14 protein-coding genes and 1 tRNA gene are annotated in these 14,513 nt (G+C 63.2%); 13 read left to right on the top strand and 2 right to left on the bottom strand.

The genetic code is table 11. From position 1 onward, the window contains the following. The first annotated feature begins 50 nt into the window (after window positions 1-50). The 13 genes from thrS (at window position 51) to KF759_RS06470 (ending at window position 12,888) form a co-directional block, all read left to right on the top strand. Window positions 51-1,955: a threonine--tRNA ligase gene (gene thrS / locus KF759_RS06410; RefSeq protein ID WP_291223733.1), complete on the top strand. Its 1,905-nt coding sequence runs from the start codon at window positions 51-53 to the stop codon at window positions 1,953-1,955. A gap of 43 nt (window positions 1,956-1,998) precedes the next feature. Further along, the gene (gene infC / locus KF759_RS06415) at window positions 1,999-2,523 is read left to right on the top strand and encodes a translation initiation factor IF-3 (protein ID WP_345777427.1); all 525 of its coding nucleotides are present in this window, start codon (window positions 1,999-2,001) and stop codon (window positions 2,521-2,523) included. A 210-nt stretch (window positions 2,524-2,733) separates the two neighbouring features. After that, window positions 2,734-2,931 carry a 50S ribosomal protein L35 gene (rpmI, locus tag KF759_RS06420; protein ID WP_291188642.1) on the top strand — a complete coding sequence of 66 codons (198 nt, stop codon included), beginning with the start codon at window positions 2,734-2,736 and terminating at the stop codon, window positions 2,929-2,931. An 11-nt stretch (window positions 2,932-2,942) separates the two neighbouring features. Beyond that, entirely contained in the window at window positions 2,943-3,314 is a 372-nt protein-coding gene (gene rplT, locus KF759_RS06425; protein WP_291223735.1) for a 50S ribosomal protein L20, read from the top strand. Window positions 3,315-3,451: 137 nt separating this feature from the next. Further along, window positions 3,452-4,447 (top strand): phenylalanine--tRNA ligase subunit alpha, encoded by a 996-nt coding sequence (pheS, locus tag KF759_RS06430; protein WP_291223737.1) that lies wholly within the window; start codon window positions 3,452-3,454, stop codon window positions 4,445-4,447. 76 nt (window positions 4,448-4,523) lie between these two features. After that, window positions 4,524-6,896, top strand: a complete 2,373-nt coding sequence (gene pheT / locus KF759_RS06435; protein ID WP_291223740.1) for a phenylalanine--tRNA ligase subunit beta — start codon at window positions 4,524-4,526, stop codon at window positions 6,894-6,896. A 2-nt stretch (window positions 6,897-6,898) separates the two neighbouring features. Further along, complete coding sequence (ihfA, locus tag KF759_RS06440; protein WP_291223742.1) at window positions 6,899-7,198, top strand: integration host factor subunit alpha; 300 nt, start codon at window positions 6,899-6,901, stop codon at window positions 7,196-7,198. Then, complete coding sequence (locus tag KF759_RS06445) at window positions 7,179-7,535, top strand: MerR family transcriptional regulator (protein WP_291223744.1); 357 nt, start codon at window positions 7,179-7,181, stop codon at window positions 7,533-7,535. Before ihfA ends, KF759_RS06445 begins: the two co-directional genes overlap by 20 nt. A 108-nt stretch (window positions 7,536-7,643) precedes the next feature. Further along, window positions 7,644-7,720: transfer RNA gene (locus tag KF759_RS06450), tRNA-Pro, on the top strand. Between the two features lie 193 nt (window positions 7,721-7,913). Beyond that, window positions 7,914-8,867 (top strand): prolyl aminopeptidase, encoded by a 954-nt coding sequence (gene pip / locus KF759_RS06455; protein ID WP_291223746.1) that lies wholly within the window; start codon window positions 7,914-7,916, stop codon window positions 8,865-8,867. Window positions 8,868-8,994: 127 nt separating this feature from the next. After that, complete coding sequence (htpG, locus tag KF759_RS06460) at window positions 8,995-10,866, top strand: molecular chaperone HtpG (protein ID WP_291223749.1); 1,872 nt, start codon at window positions 8,995-8,997, stop codon at window positions 10,864-10,866. A 103-nt stretch (window positions 10,867-10,969) separates the two neighbouring features. Next, window positions 10,970-12,115, top strand: coding sequence for a pyridoxal phosphate-dependent aminotransferase (locus KF759_RS06465; protein ID WP_291223751.1), 1,146 nt, complete (start codon window positions 10,970-10,972; stop codon window positions 12,113-12,115). After that, on the top strand, window positions 12,103-12,888 hold the full coding sequence (locus KF759_RS06470) for an amidohydrolase (protein WP_291223753.1): 786 nt from the start codon (window positions 12,103-12,105) through the stop codon (window positions 12,886-12,888). The genes KF759_RS06465 and KF759_RS06470 overlap by 13 nt, the downstream gene beginning before the upstream one ends. A 15-nt stretch (window positions 12,889-12,903) precedes the next feature. On the opposite strand, the gene KF759_RS06475 is transcribed toward KF759_RS06470, so the two are convergent. Both KF759_RS06475 and KF759_RS06480 read right to left on the bottom strand, forming a co-directional pair. After that, a complete protein-coding gene (locus KF759_RS06475) occupies window positions 12,904-13,554 on the bottom strand; it encodes a glutathione S-transferase family protein (protein ID WP_291223755.1) in 651 nt (216 codons plus the stop codon). 7 nt (window positions 13,555-13,561) lie between these two features. After that, window positions 13,562-14,512: a cysteine synthase family protein gene (locus tag KF759_RS06480; RefSeq protein ID WP_291223757.1), complete on the bottom strand. Its 951-nt coding sequence runs from the start codon at window positions 14,510-14,512 to the stop codon at window positions 13,562-13,564. Between the last annotated feature and the right edge of the window lies 1 nt (window position 14,513).

Here is a 14,513-nt window from a genome sequence, read left to right on the forward strand (position 1 = left end):
GCCCCTGGTCGCGCGAGTCGCTGCGGCGATCGAACGACGGAATCACCGAAATGACCATCATCACCCTTCCCGACGGCAGCCAGCGTCAGTTCGACCACGCGCCCACGGTTGCCGAGGTCGCAGCATCGATTGGCGCCGGTCTGGCCAAGGCCGCACTCGCCGGCAAGGTCGACGAGCGGCTGGTCGATACCAGTCATGTCATCGAGCACGATGCGAAGCTGGCAATCATCACCGAGAAAAGTCCCGAGGCGCTTGAGGTCATCCGCCATTCCACGGCGCACCTGCTGGCACAGGCGGTGCAGCGTCTGTTTCCGAAAGCACAAGTCACGATCGGGCCGGTGATCGAGAACGGCTTCTATTACGACTTTGCCTTCGAACGCCAGTTCACCCCTGACGATCTCGTGTTGATTGAGGCGGAGATGAAGAAGATCGCGGCGCAGGCGCTGCCAGTATCGCGTTCGCTGATGCCGCGTGATGAGGCGGTGGGCTTCTTTCGCGGCAAGGGTGAGGAATACAAGGCGCAGATCATCGAATCGATTCCGGCCGACGAGGCGCTTTCACTGTACGCGCAAGGCGAGTTCACCGATCTGTGCCGCGGCCCGCATGTGCCCGATACCGGGCGGCTCAAGTCGTTCAAGCTTATGAAGGTGGCCGGCGCCTACTGGCGCGGTGATTCCAACAACCAGATGCTGTCGCGCATCTACGGTACCGCTTGGCTCAACGACAAGGACCTCGCGGCGTACCTGCATCAGCTCGAGGAAGCCGAGAAACGCGACCACCGCCGCATTGGCAAGCAGCTCGACCTGTTTCACATGCAGGAGGAAGCGCCGGGTCTGGTGTTCTGGCATCCCAAGGGCTGGTCGATCTGGCAGGTGGTCGAGCAGTTCATGCGCCAGATCTATGTCGATTCGGGCTACCAGGAAGTGCGCTGCCCGCAGATTCTCGACAAGAGTCTGTGGGAAAAGACCGGGCATTGGCAGAACTACCGTGAAAACATGTTCGTCACGGCCTCGGAGAACCGCGATTACGCGCTCAAGCCGATGAACTGCCCCGGCCATGTGTTGCTGTTCAACCACGGCCTGCGCAGCTACCGTGACTTGCCGATCCGCTACGGTGAATTCGGATCGTGCACGCGCAACGAACCCTCGGGCGCCCTGCATGGCCTGATGCGCGTGCGCGGCTTCGTGCAGGACGATGGCCACATCTTCTGCACCGAGGACCAGATCGAGTCCGAGGTGGTGGCCTTCCATCGTCAGGCGATGGCGGTGTACGCGCACTTCGGCTTCAACGACGTCGGCGTCAAGATCGCCCTGCGGCCGGAACCGCGAATCGGCTCGGACGAGGTCTGGGACAAGGCCGAGGCCGCGCTGCGTCAGGCGCTGCGCGCCTGTGGCGTGGACTGGACCGAGCTGCCGGGCGAGGGCGCCTTTTACGGGCCCAAGATCGAATACCACCTCAAGGACTCGATCGGGCGAGCCTGGCAGCTGGGCACGATGCAGGTCGATTTCTCGATGCCGGGCCGCCTCGGCGCCGAATACGTGGGCGAGGATTCGGCTCGCCACACCCCGGTCATGTTGCACCGGGCCATTGTAGGCTCGATGGAGCGCTTCATCGGTATCCTGATCGAGCACCATGCCGGCGCCTTTCCGCCCTGGCTGGCGCCGGTGCAGGCGGTGGTCATGAACATCACCGACGCCCAGGCCGGGTTTGTGCGGAGCCTGACGCAAACCCTTGTGGCGCAAGGCTTCCGGGTCGAGGCCGATTTGCGAAACGAGAAGATCGGCTATAAAATCCGCGAACACACGCTGGCCAAGGTTCCGTATCTGCTGGTCGTCGGCGACCGGGAAAGGGATGCGGGGGCTGTTGCCGTGCGTACGCGCGCGGGCGAAGACCTCGGTTCGATGTCGGTTGCCAGCTTCGTGGAGCGTCTGAAGTCCGAATCGGGCGCGGGCTGAATCGCGCCATTCGGGTGTTTTTCCATTTCTGGAGGGTTGACCTATAGCCATCGACAGCAAGCCCAATCGCCGCAATCACGAAATTCGTGTGCCGCGTGTCCGAGTCATCGGCGCGGAAGGCGAGCAGGTCGGCATTCTCAGCCGCGACGAGGCATTGTCGATGGCGCAGGAAGCCGGACTCGATCTGGTCGAAATCCAGCCCAACGGTGACCCGCCGGTCTGCCGGATCATGGACTTCGGCAAGTTCAAGTTCGAAGCGCAGAAAAAGGCGCACGCGGCCAAGAAGAAACAGAAGCAGGTCGAGATCAAGGAACTCAAGTTCCGTCCGGTGACCGACGTTGGCGACTACCAGATCAAGATGCGCAATCTGCGCCGGTTTCTGGAAGAGGGCGACAAGGTCAAGATCACGATCCGCTTTCGCGGTCGCGAGATGTCACATCAGGAGTTGGGACGGGCGATGGTCGACAAGATCACTGCCGAGATCGCCGAGGAAGCGGTGATCGAGCAGTTCCCGCGCATGGAAGGGCGTCTGATGGTGATGATGATCGCGCCCAAGAAAAAACAGTAGCAGTCGGTTGAGATTGCTGCGGCAGAGTTGGATGATTTTTTGAAAAGTGCGGTCATGGATGACCGCTGTTTGATCCTCGCGTTCAGGGATGAACGCTGAAGTACAGGAACCGATCCGGGAGCCCGGATCACACAAGCCGGAACGAGCAGGATGGAAAGCGCGGTTCAGACCGCCGCTCGCGCCAGTCACGAAAACCAAGAAGGAAACGTCATGCCCAAGATGAAAACCAATCGGGCCGCCGCCAAGCGGTTCCGCAAGACCGCCTCCGGCAAGTTCAAGTGCGGTCACGCGTTCAAGAGCCACATCCTTACCAAGAAGGCGACCAAGCGCAAGCGCGGTCTGCGTGCCACCAACCACGTGCGCAAGGAAGACGCAGGTCGCGTCGCCCGCATGCTGCCCTACGTGTAAGGAGAGAAGAAATGGCACGAGTCAAGCGCGGCGTCATCGCCCACCGTCGTCACAAGAAGATCCTCGGCAAGGCCAAGGGTTACTACAACGCGCGGCGCAAGGTTTTCCGCGTCGCCAAGCAGGCCGTCACCAAGGCGCACCAGTACGCCTATATCGGCCGCAAGCAGAAGAAGCGCAATTTCCGCAGTCTGTGGATCGTCCGCATCAACGCGGGCGCACGCCAGTTCGGGCTGTCCTACAGCCGCTTCATCAACGGTCTGCTCAAGGCCGGCATCACGCTCGACCGCAAGGTGCTCGCGGACATCGCCGTCCATGACATCGCCGCGTTCGGCGCGCTGGCCGAAAAGGCCAAGGCTGCACTCGGCGGCAAGGCCGCGTCCTGAGCAATGGCAGTGACAGGACGCCGATGTTCGGCGTCCTGCGCTGGCAAGAAGGGAAGGGCGCAGGTCCTTCCCTTTTTTGTTGATATCGGCAGCGCCGCAGCTGGCATCGCGGCGCCGGCCGGCAACGGGAACAAGGCATGAGCGACATCGAACAATTGGTGGCCTCGGCACTCGCGCAGATTGCGGCTGCGGCCGACAGCGCGGCTCTCGAGGAGCTGCGCGTGGCCGTGCTGGGCAAGACCGGCTCGCTGACCTTGCTGCTCAAGCAGCTTGGTGCGCTGCCGGCCGAGGAGCGCAAGGCACGCGGCGCCCAGGTCAACGCGGCCAAGGAACAGATCGGCCAGGCGTTGGCGGCGCGCAAGCAGGATCTCGATGCTGCCGAAACGCAGGCACGCCTGAGCGCGGGTCGCGTCGATGTCACCTTGCCCGGACGCGATGCCGATCGTGGCGGCCTGCATCCGATCACGCGCACGCTCGAGCGCATCAGTGCGATCTTCGCGCGGCTCGGCTACGACGTTGCCGATGGCCCCGAGATCGAAGACGACTGGCACAACTTTGGCGCGCTCAATTTCCCGCCCGACCATCCCGCGCGCACGATGCACGACACCTTCTGGTTCGCCGATGGACGGCTGCTGCGCACGCACACATCGCCGGTGCAGATCCGTGCCGCCAAAGGCCGCACGCCGCCGATCCGCGTGATCGCGCCGGGCAAGGTCTACCGCAGCGACTCGGATCAGACCCATTCGCCGATGTTCCATCAGGTCGAGGGTTTGCTGATCGACGAAACGTCAACGATGGCCGACCTCAAGGGCACGCTGCGCGAATTCCTGCGCGCGTTCTTCGATCGCGATTTCGAGATGCGCTTCAAGCCGACCTTTTTCCCCTTCGTCGAGCCGGGCGCCGACGTGATCATCCGCTGGGACCTGCCAGACGGCGGCTCGCGCTGGCTCGAAGTGCTCGGCTGCGGCATGGTCCACCCGGCCGTGCTGCGCAACTGCGGCATCGACCCCGAGCGCTACAGCGGATTTGCCTTCGGCATGGGCGCCGAACGCCTGGCGATGCTGCGTTATGGCGTCAACGATCTGCGCGCGTTCTTCGAGAACGACGTGCGCTTCCTGCGCCAATTTGCCTGAAGGCGGGCATCAGGAAGGACAGACGATTCCTTCCGCCGATTCCCGATTCCCGACTACCGATTCCTGGCATCCGCTCATGAAATTCTCCGAAAACTGGCTGCGCTCACGCCTCCCGCTGCAGGTCGATCAAGCAACCCTGCTCGAGCGCTTCGACATGATCGGCCACGAGGTCGAGAGTGTGGAGCGTCTCGGAGAAGGCCTCGAAGGTGTGGTCGTTGCCCAGATCGTATCTTGCGCCAAGCATCCGCAGGCCGATCGTCTGCAGGTCTGCGAGGTTGACGCGGGCAGCGAGCGACTGCAGATCGTCTGTGGCGCACCCAACGCGCGAGCCGGTCTCAAGGCGCCGCTGGCGAAGATCGGCGCACGCGTGGGCGAACTCACGATCAAGGCGGCCAAGCTGCGCGGTGTCGATTCCAGTGGCATGCTGTGCTCGGCGCGCGAACTGGGTCTGGATGCTGATGCCTCGGGCTTGCTCGAACTGCCAGCCGATGGCGTGGTCGGTCAGGCACTGGCCGCACACTTGGGCTTGCCCGATGCGGTGATCGACCTGGGTCTGACGCCAAATCGCGCGGATTGCCTGTCGGTCGAAGGCTTGGCGATCGACGTCGCAGCCGCCTTTGGCCTGCCGTACAAACCGCTGGCGATCGAGCCGGTGCCAACTCATGACGGTCGCGTGCTTGCGGTCGAACTCGAATCAGCTGCCGATTGCCCGCGCTATTGCGGTCGCTTCATTGCCGATGTCGACATGCAGGCATGCTCGCCCGCGTGGCTGGTCGAACGCCTGCGCCGCAGTGGCCTGCGCCCGATCAGCCTGCTGGTGGATGTCACCAACTACGTGATGCTGGAGTTGGGACAACCCCTGCACGCCTTCGACGCGGATACGCTGCAAGGCCCGATTGGCGTGCGCCGCGGCCGTGCGGGCGAGACGCTCATGCTGCTCGATGAGCGCGAGGTCAAGCTGGATGGGGAATTGCTGGTCATCACGGATGCCGGTCGTCCCGTTGCACTGGCCGGCCTCATGGGTGGTTTCGACACGCGCGTCACTGGCGCCACCCGCAATGTGTTTCTCGAAGCCGCGCATTTTGCGCCCGCGGCGCTGGCCGGACGCGCGCGACGTCTGGGCATGCATACCGATGCCGCACATCGGTTCGAGCGTGGTGTGGATGCGGACTTGCCGCGGCTTGCGCTGGAACGCGCCACGTCCCTGATTCTCGAAGCGGCCGGTGGGACAGCCGGGGAGATCGTCGAGGCCGTCGAGGCCGCGCATCTGCCACGGCGCACGGCGGTACCCTTGCGCCGCAGCCGCATCGCGCGTCTCCTGGGCATCACGCTCGACGATGCCGAGGTGGAGAGGATCTTCGCTGGGCTCGACATGCGCGTCGAGCGCACGGCCGATGGCTGGCAGGTCACGCCACCGGGGCGCCGCTTCGACATCGCGATCGAGGAAGACTTGATCGAGGAAGTCGCACGTATCCACGGCTACGACCGCATCCCGGATCGCGCGCCGGGTGGGGCTCTGGCGACGCCGGCCTTGCCCGAGAACCGCGTCTCACGCGTGGCTCTACGCGAGCAATTGGTTGCGCGCGGTTTCCATGAGGCCATCACCTATGCCTTCGTGGCACCGGCCCAGCTTGAAGACTGGCAATTGGCCGATGGTGCGATCGCGCTGGCCAATCCACTGTCGGCCGAGCTTGCGGTGATGCGCACCAGTCTGTTGCCAGGCATCGCCGCGGCCTTGGTCGGCAATCGACGCCGTCAGGTGCAGCGGGTGCGCCTGTTCGAGATTGGACGCGTGTTCGCCAGTGGTTCGGGCGCACCCATCGAGGTCGAGCGCATCGCCGGCGTCGTGTGTGGTGCCGCCGCGGCCGAACAGTGGGGACAGCCTTGGCGCGAGGTCGATTTCTTCGATCTCAAGGGCGACGTCGAATCCTTGCTTGCCCTGACCAACAGCAGGGAAGATTTTTCCTTCGTGACAGCAAACGTGCCCTGGGGGCATCCGGGACAATGCGCGGCGATCAAGCGTGCCGGTCAGGTCGTGGGCCATCTGGCCGCGCTCCACCCACAGGTGTGCCGTGCGCTCGATTTTGACCGGGCGGTGTTCGCCTTCGAGCTTGACGTGGACGCCATTACGCCGCGACCGGTCCCGCTGGCGCGCGCCCTGTCGCGCTTTCCGTCGGTTCGCCGTGACCTGTCCATCGAACTGTCCGCGGCGGTACCGTTTGCGGCCGTGGAGGCGGCAATCCGTGACGCGGTTGGCGAAACCCTCGCCGATGTCGTACTGTTCGACCGGTACGTAGGGGAAAAGCTCGGCGGCGAGGTGAAAAGTCTCGCCATCGGCTTGATTTTGCAAGACTGTTACCGCACGCTTACCGACGAGGATGCAGACCGCTGCACGAGCCTCGCGGTGGCCGCATTGCAGTCGACGTGTGGCGCCAAGTTGCGAGGTTAGAGATGGCACTTACGAAGGCTGAAATGGCCGAACGCCTGTTCACCGATGTTGGATTGAACAAACGCGAAGCCAAGGAATTCGTCGATGCCTTCTTCGAAGTGCTGCGTGATGCGCTCGAAAAGGGGGAGCAGGTGAAGTTGTCGGGGTTCGGCAATTTCGATCTGCGTTTCAAGAACCAACGTCCGGGACGTAACCCCAAGACCGGTGTCGAGATCCCGATCTCGGCACGTCGGGTGGTGACATTCCGTCCAGGGCAAAAACTGAAGGTCCGGGTCGAGGCTTATGCTGGATCAGGGCAGTAATAGCGAACTGCCGGCCATTCCGGCCAAACGCTATTTCACCATTGGTGAGGTAAGCGAGCTGTGCGCGGTCAAACCGCACGTGCTGCGCTATTGGGAGCAGGAATTTCCCAACCTCAAGCCGGTGAAACGGCGTGGCAACCGACGCTACTACCAGCGGCACGACGTGCTGATGATCCGGCAGATCCGCTCGTTGCTCTACGAGCAGGGATTCACGATCACCGGCGCGCGCCAGCGCCTGGAAGGATCCCAGGCGCGCGTGGAATCGACCATGTCGGCGCAGATCGTGCGACAGGTACGGCTGGAACTCGAAGAGGTGCTGCAGATCCTGCGGCGCTGATCGGCTCCGGCATCCAATGCCGCTCATGTTGAGAATCGGGCAAGCCCATCGCCGGTTGTGGCCGTGCGGGCATGACCTGCTACAATTTCCGTTCTGCGGGGCTCATGTCGGGGTATAGCGCAGCCTGGTAGCGCACTTGTCTGGGGGACAAGTGGTCGTCGGTTCAAATCCGGCTACCCCGACCATTATTCTTGCTCGCATCCCTCCTCACCGCTTCGGGTGAAGCATTGCAACCGGTTGGATTCAGAGCCTCCTGGCAGTCCAAAGCGGCCATCCCTGGCCGCACTTCTGACCAAAAGCATTCTCTGGCGAATGCGCTCTTCACTGGCGGTGACTGACGTGCGAAGCTTTCAGACCTTGTCTGCAAGGGTCTGATACATGAGTGAGCGTCGCACGTTGTATGCCGAAATCGATCCGTTCGACAGCGGCTACCTGCAGGTTTCGCCGCTGCATCGGGTCTACTACGAACAGTGCGGCAATCCTCGGGGCAAGCCGGCTGTGTTCCTGCATGGCGGGCCGGGCGCGGGCTGCAATGCAAATTCCCGGCGCTTCTTCGATCCCGCGAAATACCGCATCGTGTTGTTCGACCAGCGCGGTTGTGGGCGCTCGACGCCACATGCCGAACTCACCGACAACACCACCTGGCATCTGGTGCAGGACATCGAGACGCTGCGTGCACATCTGGGCATCGAGCGCTGGCAAGTCTTCGGCGGCTCCTGGGGTTCGACGCTCGCGTTGGCCTATGCGCAATCGCACCCCGAACGGGTCAGCGAACTGGTCTTGCGCGGCATCTTCATGTTGCGCCGCTGGGAATTGGAATGGTTCTACCAGAAGGGCTGCGATGCGCTCTACCCGGATGTCTGGGAGGAGTACCTCAAGCCGATCCCGGAGGTCGAACATGGCGATCTGATGAGCGCCTACCACCGGCGCCTGACGAGTGCCGATCCTTCGGTGCAATTGGCCGCCGCGCGCGCCTGGGCCACCTGGGAAGGCGCCACCAGTTTTCTGTTGCAGGATTCGTCCTACATCGCGTCGTCGGGCGAGGATGCATTCGCCCTTGCATTCGCGCGCATCGAGAACCACTACTTCGTCAACGGCGGCTTCTTCGAGGTCGATGGGCAATTGTTGCGTGATGTTTCGCGTATCCGTTCGATCCACGCCGTGATCGTGCAGGGACGTTACGACGTGGTCTGCCCGCTGCGCAGCGCCTGGGACCTGCATCGCGCCTGGCCGGAAGCCGACCTGAGGATCGTCGCCGATGCCGGCCATTCGGCCTTCGAGCCGGGCATTACCCACGAGCTGATCTGCGCCACCGACCGTTTTTGCGCTTGATCCGCCGCGTGCCCATGATGGGGTGACCGCAGGGCTGTTCGCGCGGTTGCCGCGATTTGCGCTTGCGCTTGAATGTGGCCCATGCCGCCCCCATCTGCGCGGCAGCATCCTGCATTGAGGTATTCCGATGAACGACACCGTCGAGACGCGCGCCTTCGAGGCAGAGGTCTCCCAAGTCTTGCACCTGGTCACGCACTCGTTGTATTCGCACAAGGAAATCTTCCTGCGTGAGCTGATCTCCAACGCCTCCGATGCCTGCGACAAACTGCGCTTTGCGGCCCTGTCCGATGCCGCGCTCAGCGCCGAGGATTCCGATCTGCACATCGAAATCGAATTCGACAAGGAAGCCGGCACCCTCACGATCCGTGACAACGGCATCGGCATGACGCGTGAGGAAGTGGTCGAGAACATCGGCACCATTGCGCGTTCGGGTACGCGCAAGTTCCTTGAATCCCTGTCCGGCGATGCGCGCAAGGACACGCAGCTGATCGGCCAGTTCGGCGTCGGTTTCTACTCGGCCTTCATCGTCGCCGACAAGGTCGTGCTCTGCACGCGCAGGGCAGGGTCGGCTTCCGACGCGGGCGTGCGCTGGGAATCGACCGGCGGCAACGCGTACACGCTGGAAACGCTCGCAGATGCGCCGCGCGGCAGTGCCGTGACCCTGCATCTGAAGGTTGATGAGCGTGAATTCCTCGATGGCTGGAAGCTGCGTGACCTGGTCAAGCGCTATTCCGATCATGTGGCTTTCCCGATCCGCATGCGCGAAGAGGGGCAAGACAAGGACGCGGGCAAGTCCGAGACCATCAATCACGCGTCGGCCTTGTGGACGCGACCGAAGGCCGAACTCGAGGACGAGGACTATCAGGCCTTCTACAAATCGCTGTCGCACGATTTCAACGACGCGCTGGCTTGGTCGCACAATCGCGTCGAGGGCGCGCAGAACTACACGTCGCTCCTCTACGTTCCCGAGAAGCCGCCGTTCGATGCGGCCTTCAGTGGTCGCGACGAGCGGCGCGGACTCAAGCTCTACATCCGGCGGGTCTTCATCATGGATGCGAGCGAACAATTGCTGCCCGGCTGGCTGCGCTTCGTGCGGGGCGTGATCGATTCCGATGACCTGCCGCTCAATGTCAGCCGCGAGATCCTGCAGGAGAACCGTCTCGTTGCGCAGATCCGCAGTGCCTGCGTCAAGCGTGTGCTCGACCTGCTCGATAGACTCGCCAAGGATGAGCCGGCGAAGTTCGCCCAGTTCACTGCCGCATTCGGCAACGTGCTCAAGGAAGGCATCGCCGAGGATGGCGCCAACCGCGAACGCATTGCCCGGCTGCTGCGGTTTGCCTCCACGCATGGCGAAAGCGCCGACCGCAGCGTGTCGCTGCAAGACTATGTCGGACGAATGCAGGCAGGGCAGGAGGTGATCTGGTACATCACCGCGGACTCGCACTCGGCAGCAAGGAACAGTCCGCAAATCGAGTCACTCAAGGCTCGCGGCATCGAAGTGCTGCTGCTCAGCGATCGCATCGACGAATGGATGATCGGCTACCTGCAGGAATTCTCCGGCAAGAAGCTGCGCAACGCCGCCAAGGGCGATTTCGCGGGATCTGCCGTCGACGAAGACTCGCGCAAACAGGCCGAAGCCGATGCTGCGCCCTTGCTCGACAAGCTCAGGAAGACCCTGGGTGACGCGGTCGGCGGCGTGCAGGTCGGCCAGCGCTTGACCGATTCGGCCGCCTGCATCGTGCTCGGCGAGTACGACATGGCGCCGCACATGCAGCGTTTGTTGCGTGAAGCAGGCCACGATGTACCGGCAAGCAAGCCGGTGCTCGAAGTCAATCCGCGGCATGTGCTCGTGCAGCGCATAGCGGCGGAAAATGACGACGTCCGCAGCGGCGATCTCGCGCACTTGCTGCTCGAAGAGGCGCAACTGGCGGCCGGCGATCAGCTCGCCGATCCAGCGGCATTCGTTGCGCGCGTGAATCGAATTGCCTTTGGCACATGATCGATTCGGAAGGCCTTGCGCGTGACCGGAGCGCGCGCAAGGCGATGCCGCCTGCGTGATACGATCCGTGCTCCCGTTCCCGCTCAATCCGGCACGAGGCACCATGCAACTGCAGACCAAGCTGCCCAAGGTTGGTACCACGATCTTCACGGTGATGAGCCAGCTCGCCGCCGAGCACAAGGCGGTGAATCTGGGCCAGGGGTTTCCGGATTTTGATGGGCCGCCAGCCTTGCGCGATGCCCTCACGCGCGCGATGGCGCAAGGTCGCAACCAGTACGCGCCGATGGCCGGCATTGCGCCGCTGCGCGAGGCGATTGCGCGCAAGACCGAGCGCTTGTACGGGCGCAAGATCAATCCCGACACCGAAGTCACGGTAACGTCGGGTGCAACCGAAGCGCTGTTCGCGGCGATTGCGGCTGTTGTGCATGCGGGGGATGAAGTGATCGTGTTCGATCCCTGCTACGACAGCTACGAGCCTGCGATCGAACTGTGTGGTGGTCGCGCGATTCACATCCCGCTGCAATTGCCGGATTTCTCGGTTGACTGGCAGCGCGTCAAGGATGCAATGACGCCGCGCACGCGCCTGATCATGATCAACTCGCCGCACAACCCGACCGGAGCGGTGCTTGCGGCAGGCGATCTGGAGCAATTGGCCGCGATCGTGCGAGACAGCGAGGTCATGGTGCTGTCCGACGAGGTCTACGAGCACATCATCTTCGACGGTCTGGCGCACCAGAGCGTATTGCGCCATGCCGAGCTTGCGGCGCGCAGCTTCGTCGTGAGCTCGTTCGGCAAGACCTACCACTGCACCGGCTGGAAGGTTGGCTACTGCATCGCGCCGCCCGCTTTGAGCGCCGAGTTCCGCAAGGTGCATCAGTACCTGACGTTCTGCACGTTCTCGCCCGCGCAATGGGCGCTGGCCGAAGTGCTCGAGTCCGATCCGGCGCATTACCTTGAGTTGCCGGCTTTCTACCAAGCCCGGCGCGATGCCTTCCGCGCGCTGCTGGCACCCGGCAGGTTCAAACTGCTGCCGGTTTGTGGTGCCTATTTCCAGTTGGTCGATTACTCGGCGATCAAGCAGATCGACGACCTGAATTTTTGCGAGTGGCTGGTGCGCGAGGCCGGCGTCGCCGCGATTCCGGTTTCGGCGTTCTATGAAACGCCGCCCGATACCCACCTGATCCGACTGTGCTTCGCCAAGAGCGAGACCACCCTCGAAGCTGCGGCGGAGCGCCTGTGCAAACTCTGAAGGTCTCGCTGGTGCAGGGCGCGACGCGCTGGCACGACCCGCAAGCCAATCGTGCTTATTACGGCCAGCTGATCGCGCCGCTCGCCGGCAGCGATCTCATCGTCTTGCCGGAAACCTTCACCAGCGGATTTTCGAACGAGGCAATCCAGGCCGCCGAGGTCATGGACGGCGCCACGGCCGAATGGCTGAAGGCGCAGGCGCGCGAACTCGATGCGGCGATCTGCGGCAGCGTGCAAATGCGCGTGGCCGACCAGGTGTTCAATCGCCTGCTGTTTGCCACGCCCGATGGCGTGCTCGCTCACTACGACAAGCGCCATCTGTTCCGTTATGCCGACGAACACAAGCGCTATGCGGCCGGCAGCGAGCGCCGGGTGGTCCGCTGGCGCGGCTGGAATATCTGTCTTCAAGTCTGTTATGACTTGCGTTTCCCGGTCTTTGCGCGCAATCGCCACGACGGCAGCGCTTTCGACTACGACCTGCTGCTGTACGTGGCGAACTGGCCCAGCGCGCGGCGCCATGCCTGGCGCACCTTGCTCGCGGCACGCGCGATCGAGAACCTGAGCTACTGTGTGGGCGTCAACCGTGTCGGCTACGACGGCAATGACCTGCACTATGCCGGCGACAGCGTGCTGCATGATTTTCTCGGCCAGCCGATGGTTGAACTGGGCGCGCAGGAACAGACGGTGACGGTGAGTCTCGATCCGGCCGCGTTGGCTGCACACCGTGAGCGTTTCCCGGCGTGGATGGACGCCGATTCCTTCACGCTCGATTGAAGCGACAGCGCGGCTTCAGCCGCGCACGCCGCCGGGTTTGCAGCTTGGATGCAGGCTCGCGCCTGCCGATGGGCGCGCTGCAATGCGCGCGAACCACGGACCGATGTTGCGCAGGCTGTGGTCGATTGGCTGGCCGACCAACTCGGCGAAGTCGAGCCACACGTAAAGCCAGATGTCCGCGATCGTGAAGCGTTCGCCGGCGAGGTATTCGTGGCCGTCGAGCATCGCATCGAGCCAGGCGATCCGATCCTGTGCGACCGCCTTGAGCCCGCAGGCCGCTTCCGGCGCGACCGGAATGCGATCTCGGAAACGTGCCAGACCTTCCGCGTAGTGATAGGCATTGTGGATGAACTCGGTGATGTTGAGTTCGACGCGACGTTGCCATTGTCGTGTCAGTGCGCGCTCCTGCGCGGTCGCGCCGATCAGTGGCGGCTGCGGATGCAGCTCTTCGAGGTATTCCATGATCGCGATCGCTTCGGCGATGCAGCTTCCATCATCGAGCAGCAGCGCCGGCGTCTGGCCTGCGACATTGTGCTTCAGGAAGGCCGCCTGACGATTCTCGCCACTGAACACGTCGATCTGCCGCGTCGGCAGGCTCAGCCGCTTTTCCAGCAGGAACATGCGCAGGGTGCGCGGTGCAGGGCTCAGGGCATCGAGCAGCAGCATGACGAGCTCAGTGGAAGGGCAGCGGCTTGTCGCTGCCGCTTGCCGGGTGCATGAAGAAATCGTGCAGGTACTTCTCGCCTTCGTCGTCGAGGATCGTGACCACCGTCTTGAGATTGGGATACTGCGCACGAATGCGCTGTGCCGCGAGCAGGTGCGCGCCCGAACTGGGGCCGCAGAAAAGGCCGCGCGTGCGCGCGAGCTTGCGCATTTCGGCCACTGCATCGCTGCTGGTCACGCTCAAAGTGTCACCGACGAGGTTGCGATGCTTGGCGAAGATGCCCGGCACGAAGCCATCGGAAATCCCCTCGATCTGATGCAGCGCGACCTCGCCGCAGAGAATCGTGCGCGATTCGGAAGGTTCCATCGCGAACAAGCGCACGTTCGGATTGAGCTTGCGGAAAGCCTGACCCACGCCGATCAGGGTGCCGCCTGTGCCGACGCCGTGGACGAAGGCATCGGGCACGCACCCGGAAGGCAGCTGCGCGAGGATTTCCGGGCCGAGCCACTCGCGGTTTTCCTCGACGTTCCATTCCGATTCGAACTGGCCCGGGAAAAAGAATCCAGGCTGGCGACCAAGCTCGCGCGCACGTTCGAGGGCGGCATTGACGTGGAAGCTGCCGCAGAACAGCACTTCGGCGCCGAATGCGCGCGAGATCGCCACGCGCTCGCTCGACAGGCCTTCGGGCATGACCACGATCATGCGGTAGCCCTTGACCGCGGCCGCCATCGCGAAGGCATTGCCGGTGTTGCCGCTGGTGGCCTCGACGATGGTGTCGCCGGGTTTGAGCTGACCGCTCTGCTCGGCACGCTCGACGATGTACTTGGCGATGCGCGCCTTGATCGAGCCGGATGGATTGAGGAATTCGCACTTGGCGAAAACACCATCGATTTCGAGCAGGGGCGTGTCGCCGATTGCGTCGAGGATATTGCTGGAAACCGAGCGGTAGCGGATGGACATG

It is taken from the genome of Dokdonella sp. (assembly GCF_019634815.1).
In the GTDB taxonomy this organism is placed as follows: Bacteria; Pseudomonadota; Gammaproteobacteria; order Xanthomonadales; family Rhodanobacteraceae; genus Dokdonella_A.

What these genes read in the sequence shown, in the direction of transcription:
- pheS (WP_291223737.1), top strand. Translation starts at nt 3,452, where the DNA reads ATGAGCGACATCGAACAATTGGTGGCCTCGGCACTCGCGCAGATTGCG.
- rpmI (WP_291188642.1), top strand. Translation starts at nt 2,734, where the DNA reads ATGCCCAAGATGAAAACCAATCGGGCCGCCGCCAAGCGGTTCCGCAAG.
- KF759_RS06475 (WP_291223755.1), bottom strand. Translation starts at nt 13,554, where the DNA reads ATGCTGCTGCTCGATGCCCTGAGCCCTGCACCGCGCACCCTGCGCATG.
- htpG (WP_291223749.1), top strand. Translation starts at nt 8,995, where the DNA reads ATGAACGACACCGTCGAGACGCGCGCCTTCGAGGCAGAGGTCTCCCAA.
- KF759_RS06465 (WP_291223751.1), top strand. Translation starts at nt 10,970, where the DNA reads ATGCAACTGCAGACCAAGCTGCCCAAGGTTGGTACCACGATCTTCACG.
- thrS (WP_291223733.1), top strand. Translation starts at nt 51, where the DNA reads ATGACCATCATCACCCTTCCCGACGGCAGCCAGCGTCAGTTCGACCAC.
- pip (WP_291223746.1), top strand. Translation starts at nt 7,914, where the DNA reads ATGAGTGAGCGTCGCACGTTGTATGCCGAAATCGATCCGTTCGACAGC.
- rplT (WP_291223735.1), top strand. Translation starts at nt 2,943, where the DNA reads ATGGCACGAGTCAAGCGCGGCGTCATCGCCCACCGTCGTCACAAGAAG.
- ihfA (WP_291223742.1), top strand. Translation starts at nt 6,899, where the DNA reads ATGGCACTTACGAAGGCTGAAATGGCCGAACGCCTGTTCACCGATGTT.
- KF759_RS06445 (WP_291223744.1), top strand. Translation starts at nt 7,179, where the DNA reads ATGCTGGATCAGGGCAGTAATAGCGAACTGCCGGCCATTCCGGCCAAA.
- KF759_RS06480 (WP_291223757.1), bottom strand. Translation starts at nt 14,512, where the DNA reads ATGTCCATCCGCTACCGCTCGGTTTCCAGCAATATCCTCGACGCAATC.
- pheT (WP_291223740.1), top strand. Translation starts at nt 4,524, where the DNA reads ATGAAATTCTCCGAAAACTGGCTGCGCTCACGCCTCCCGCTGCAGGTC.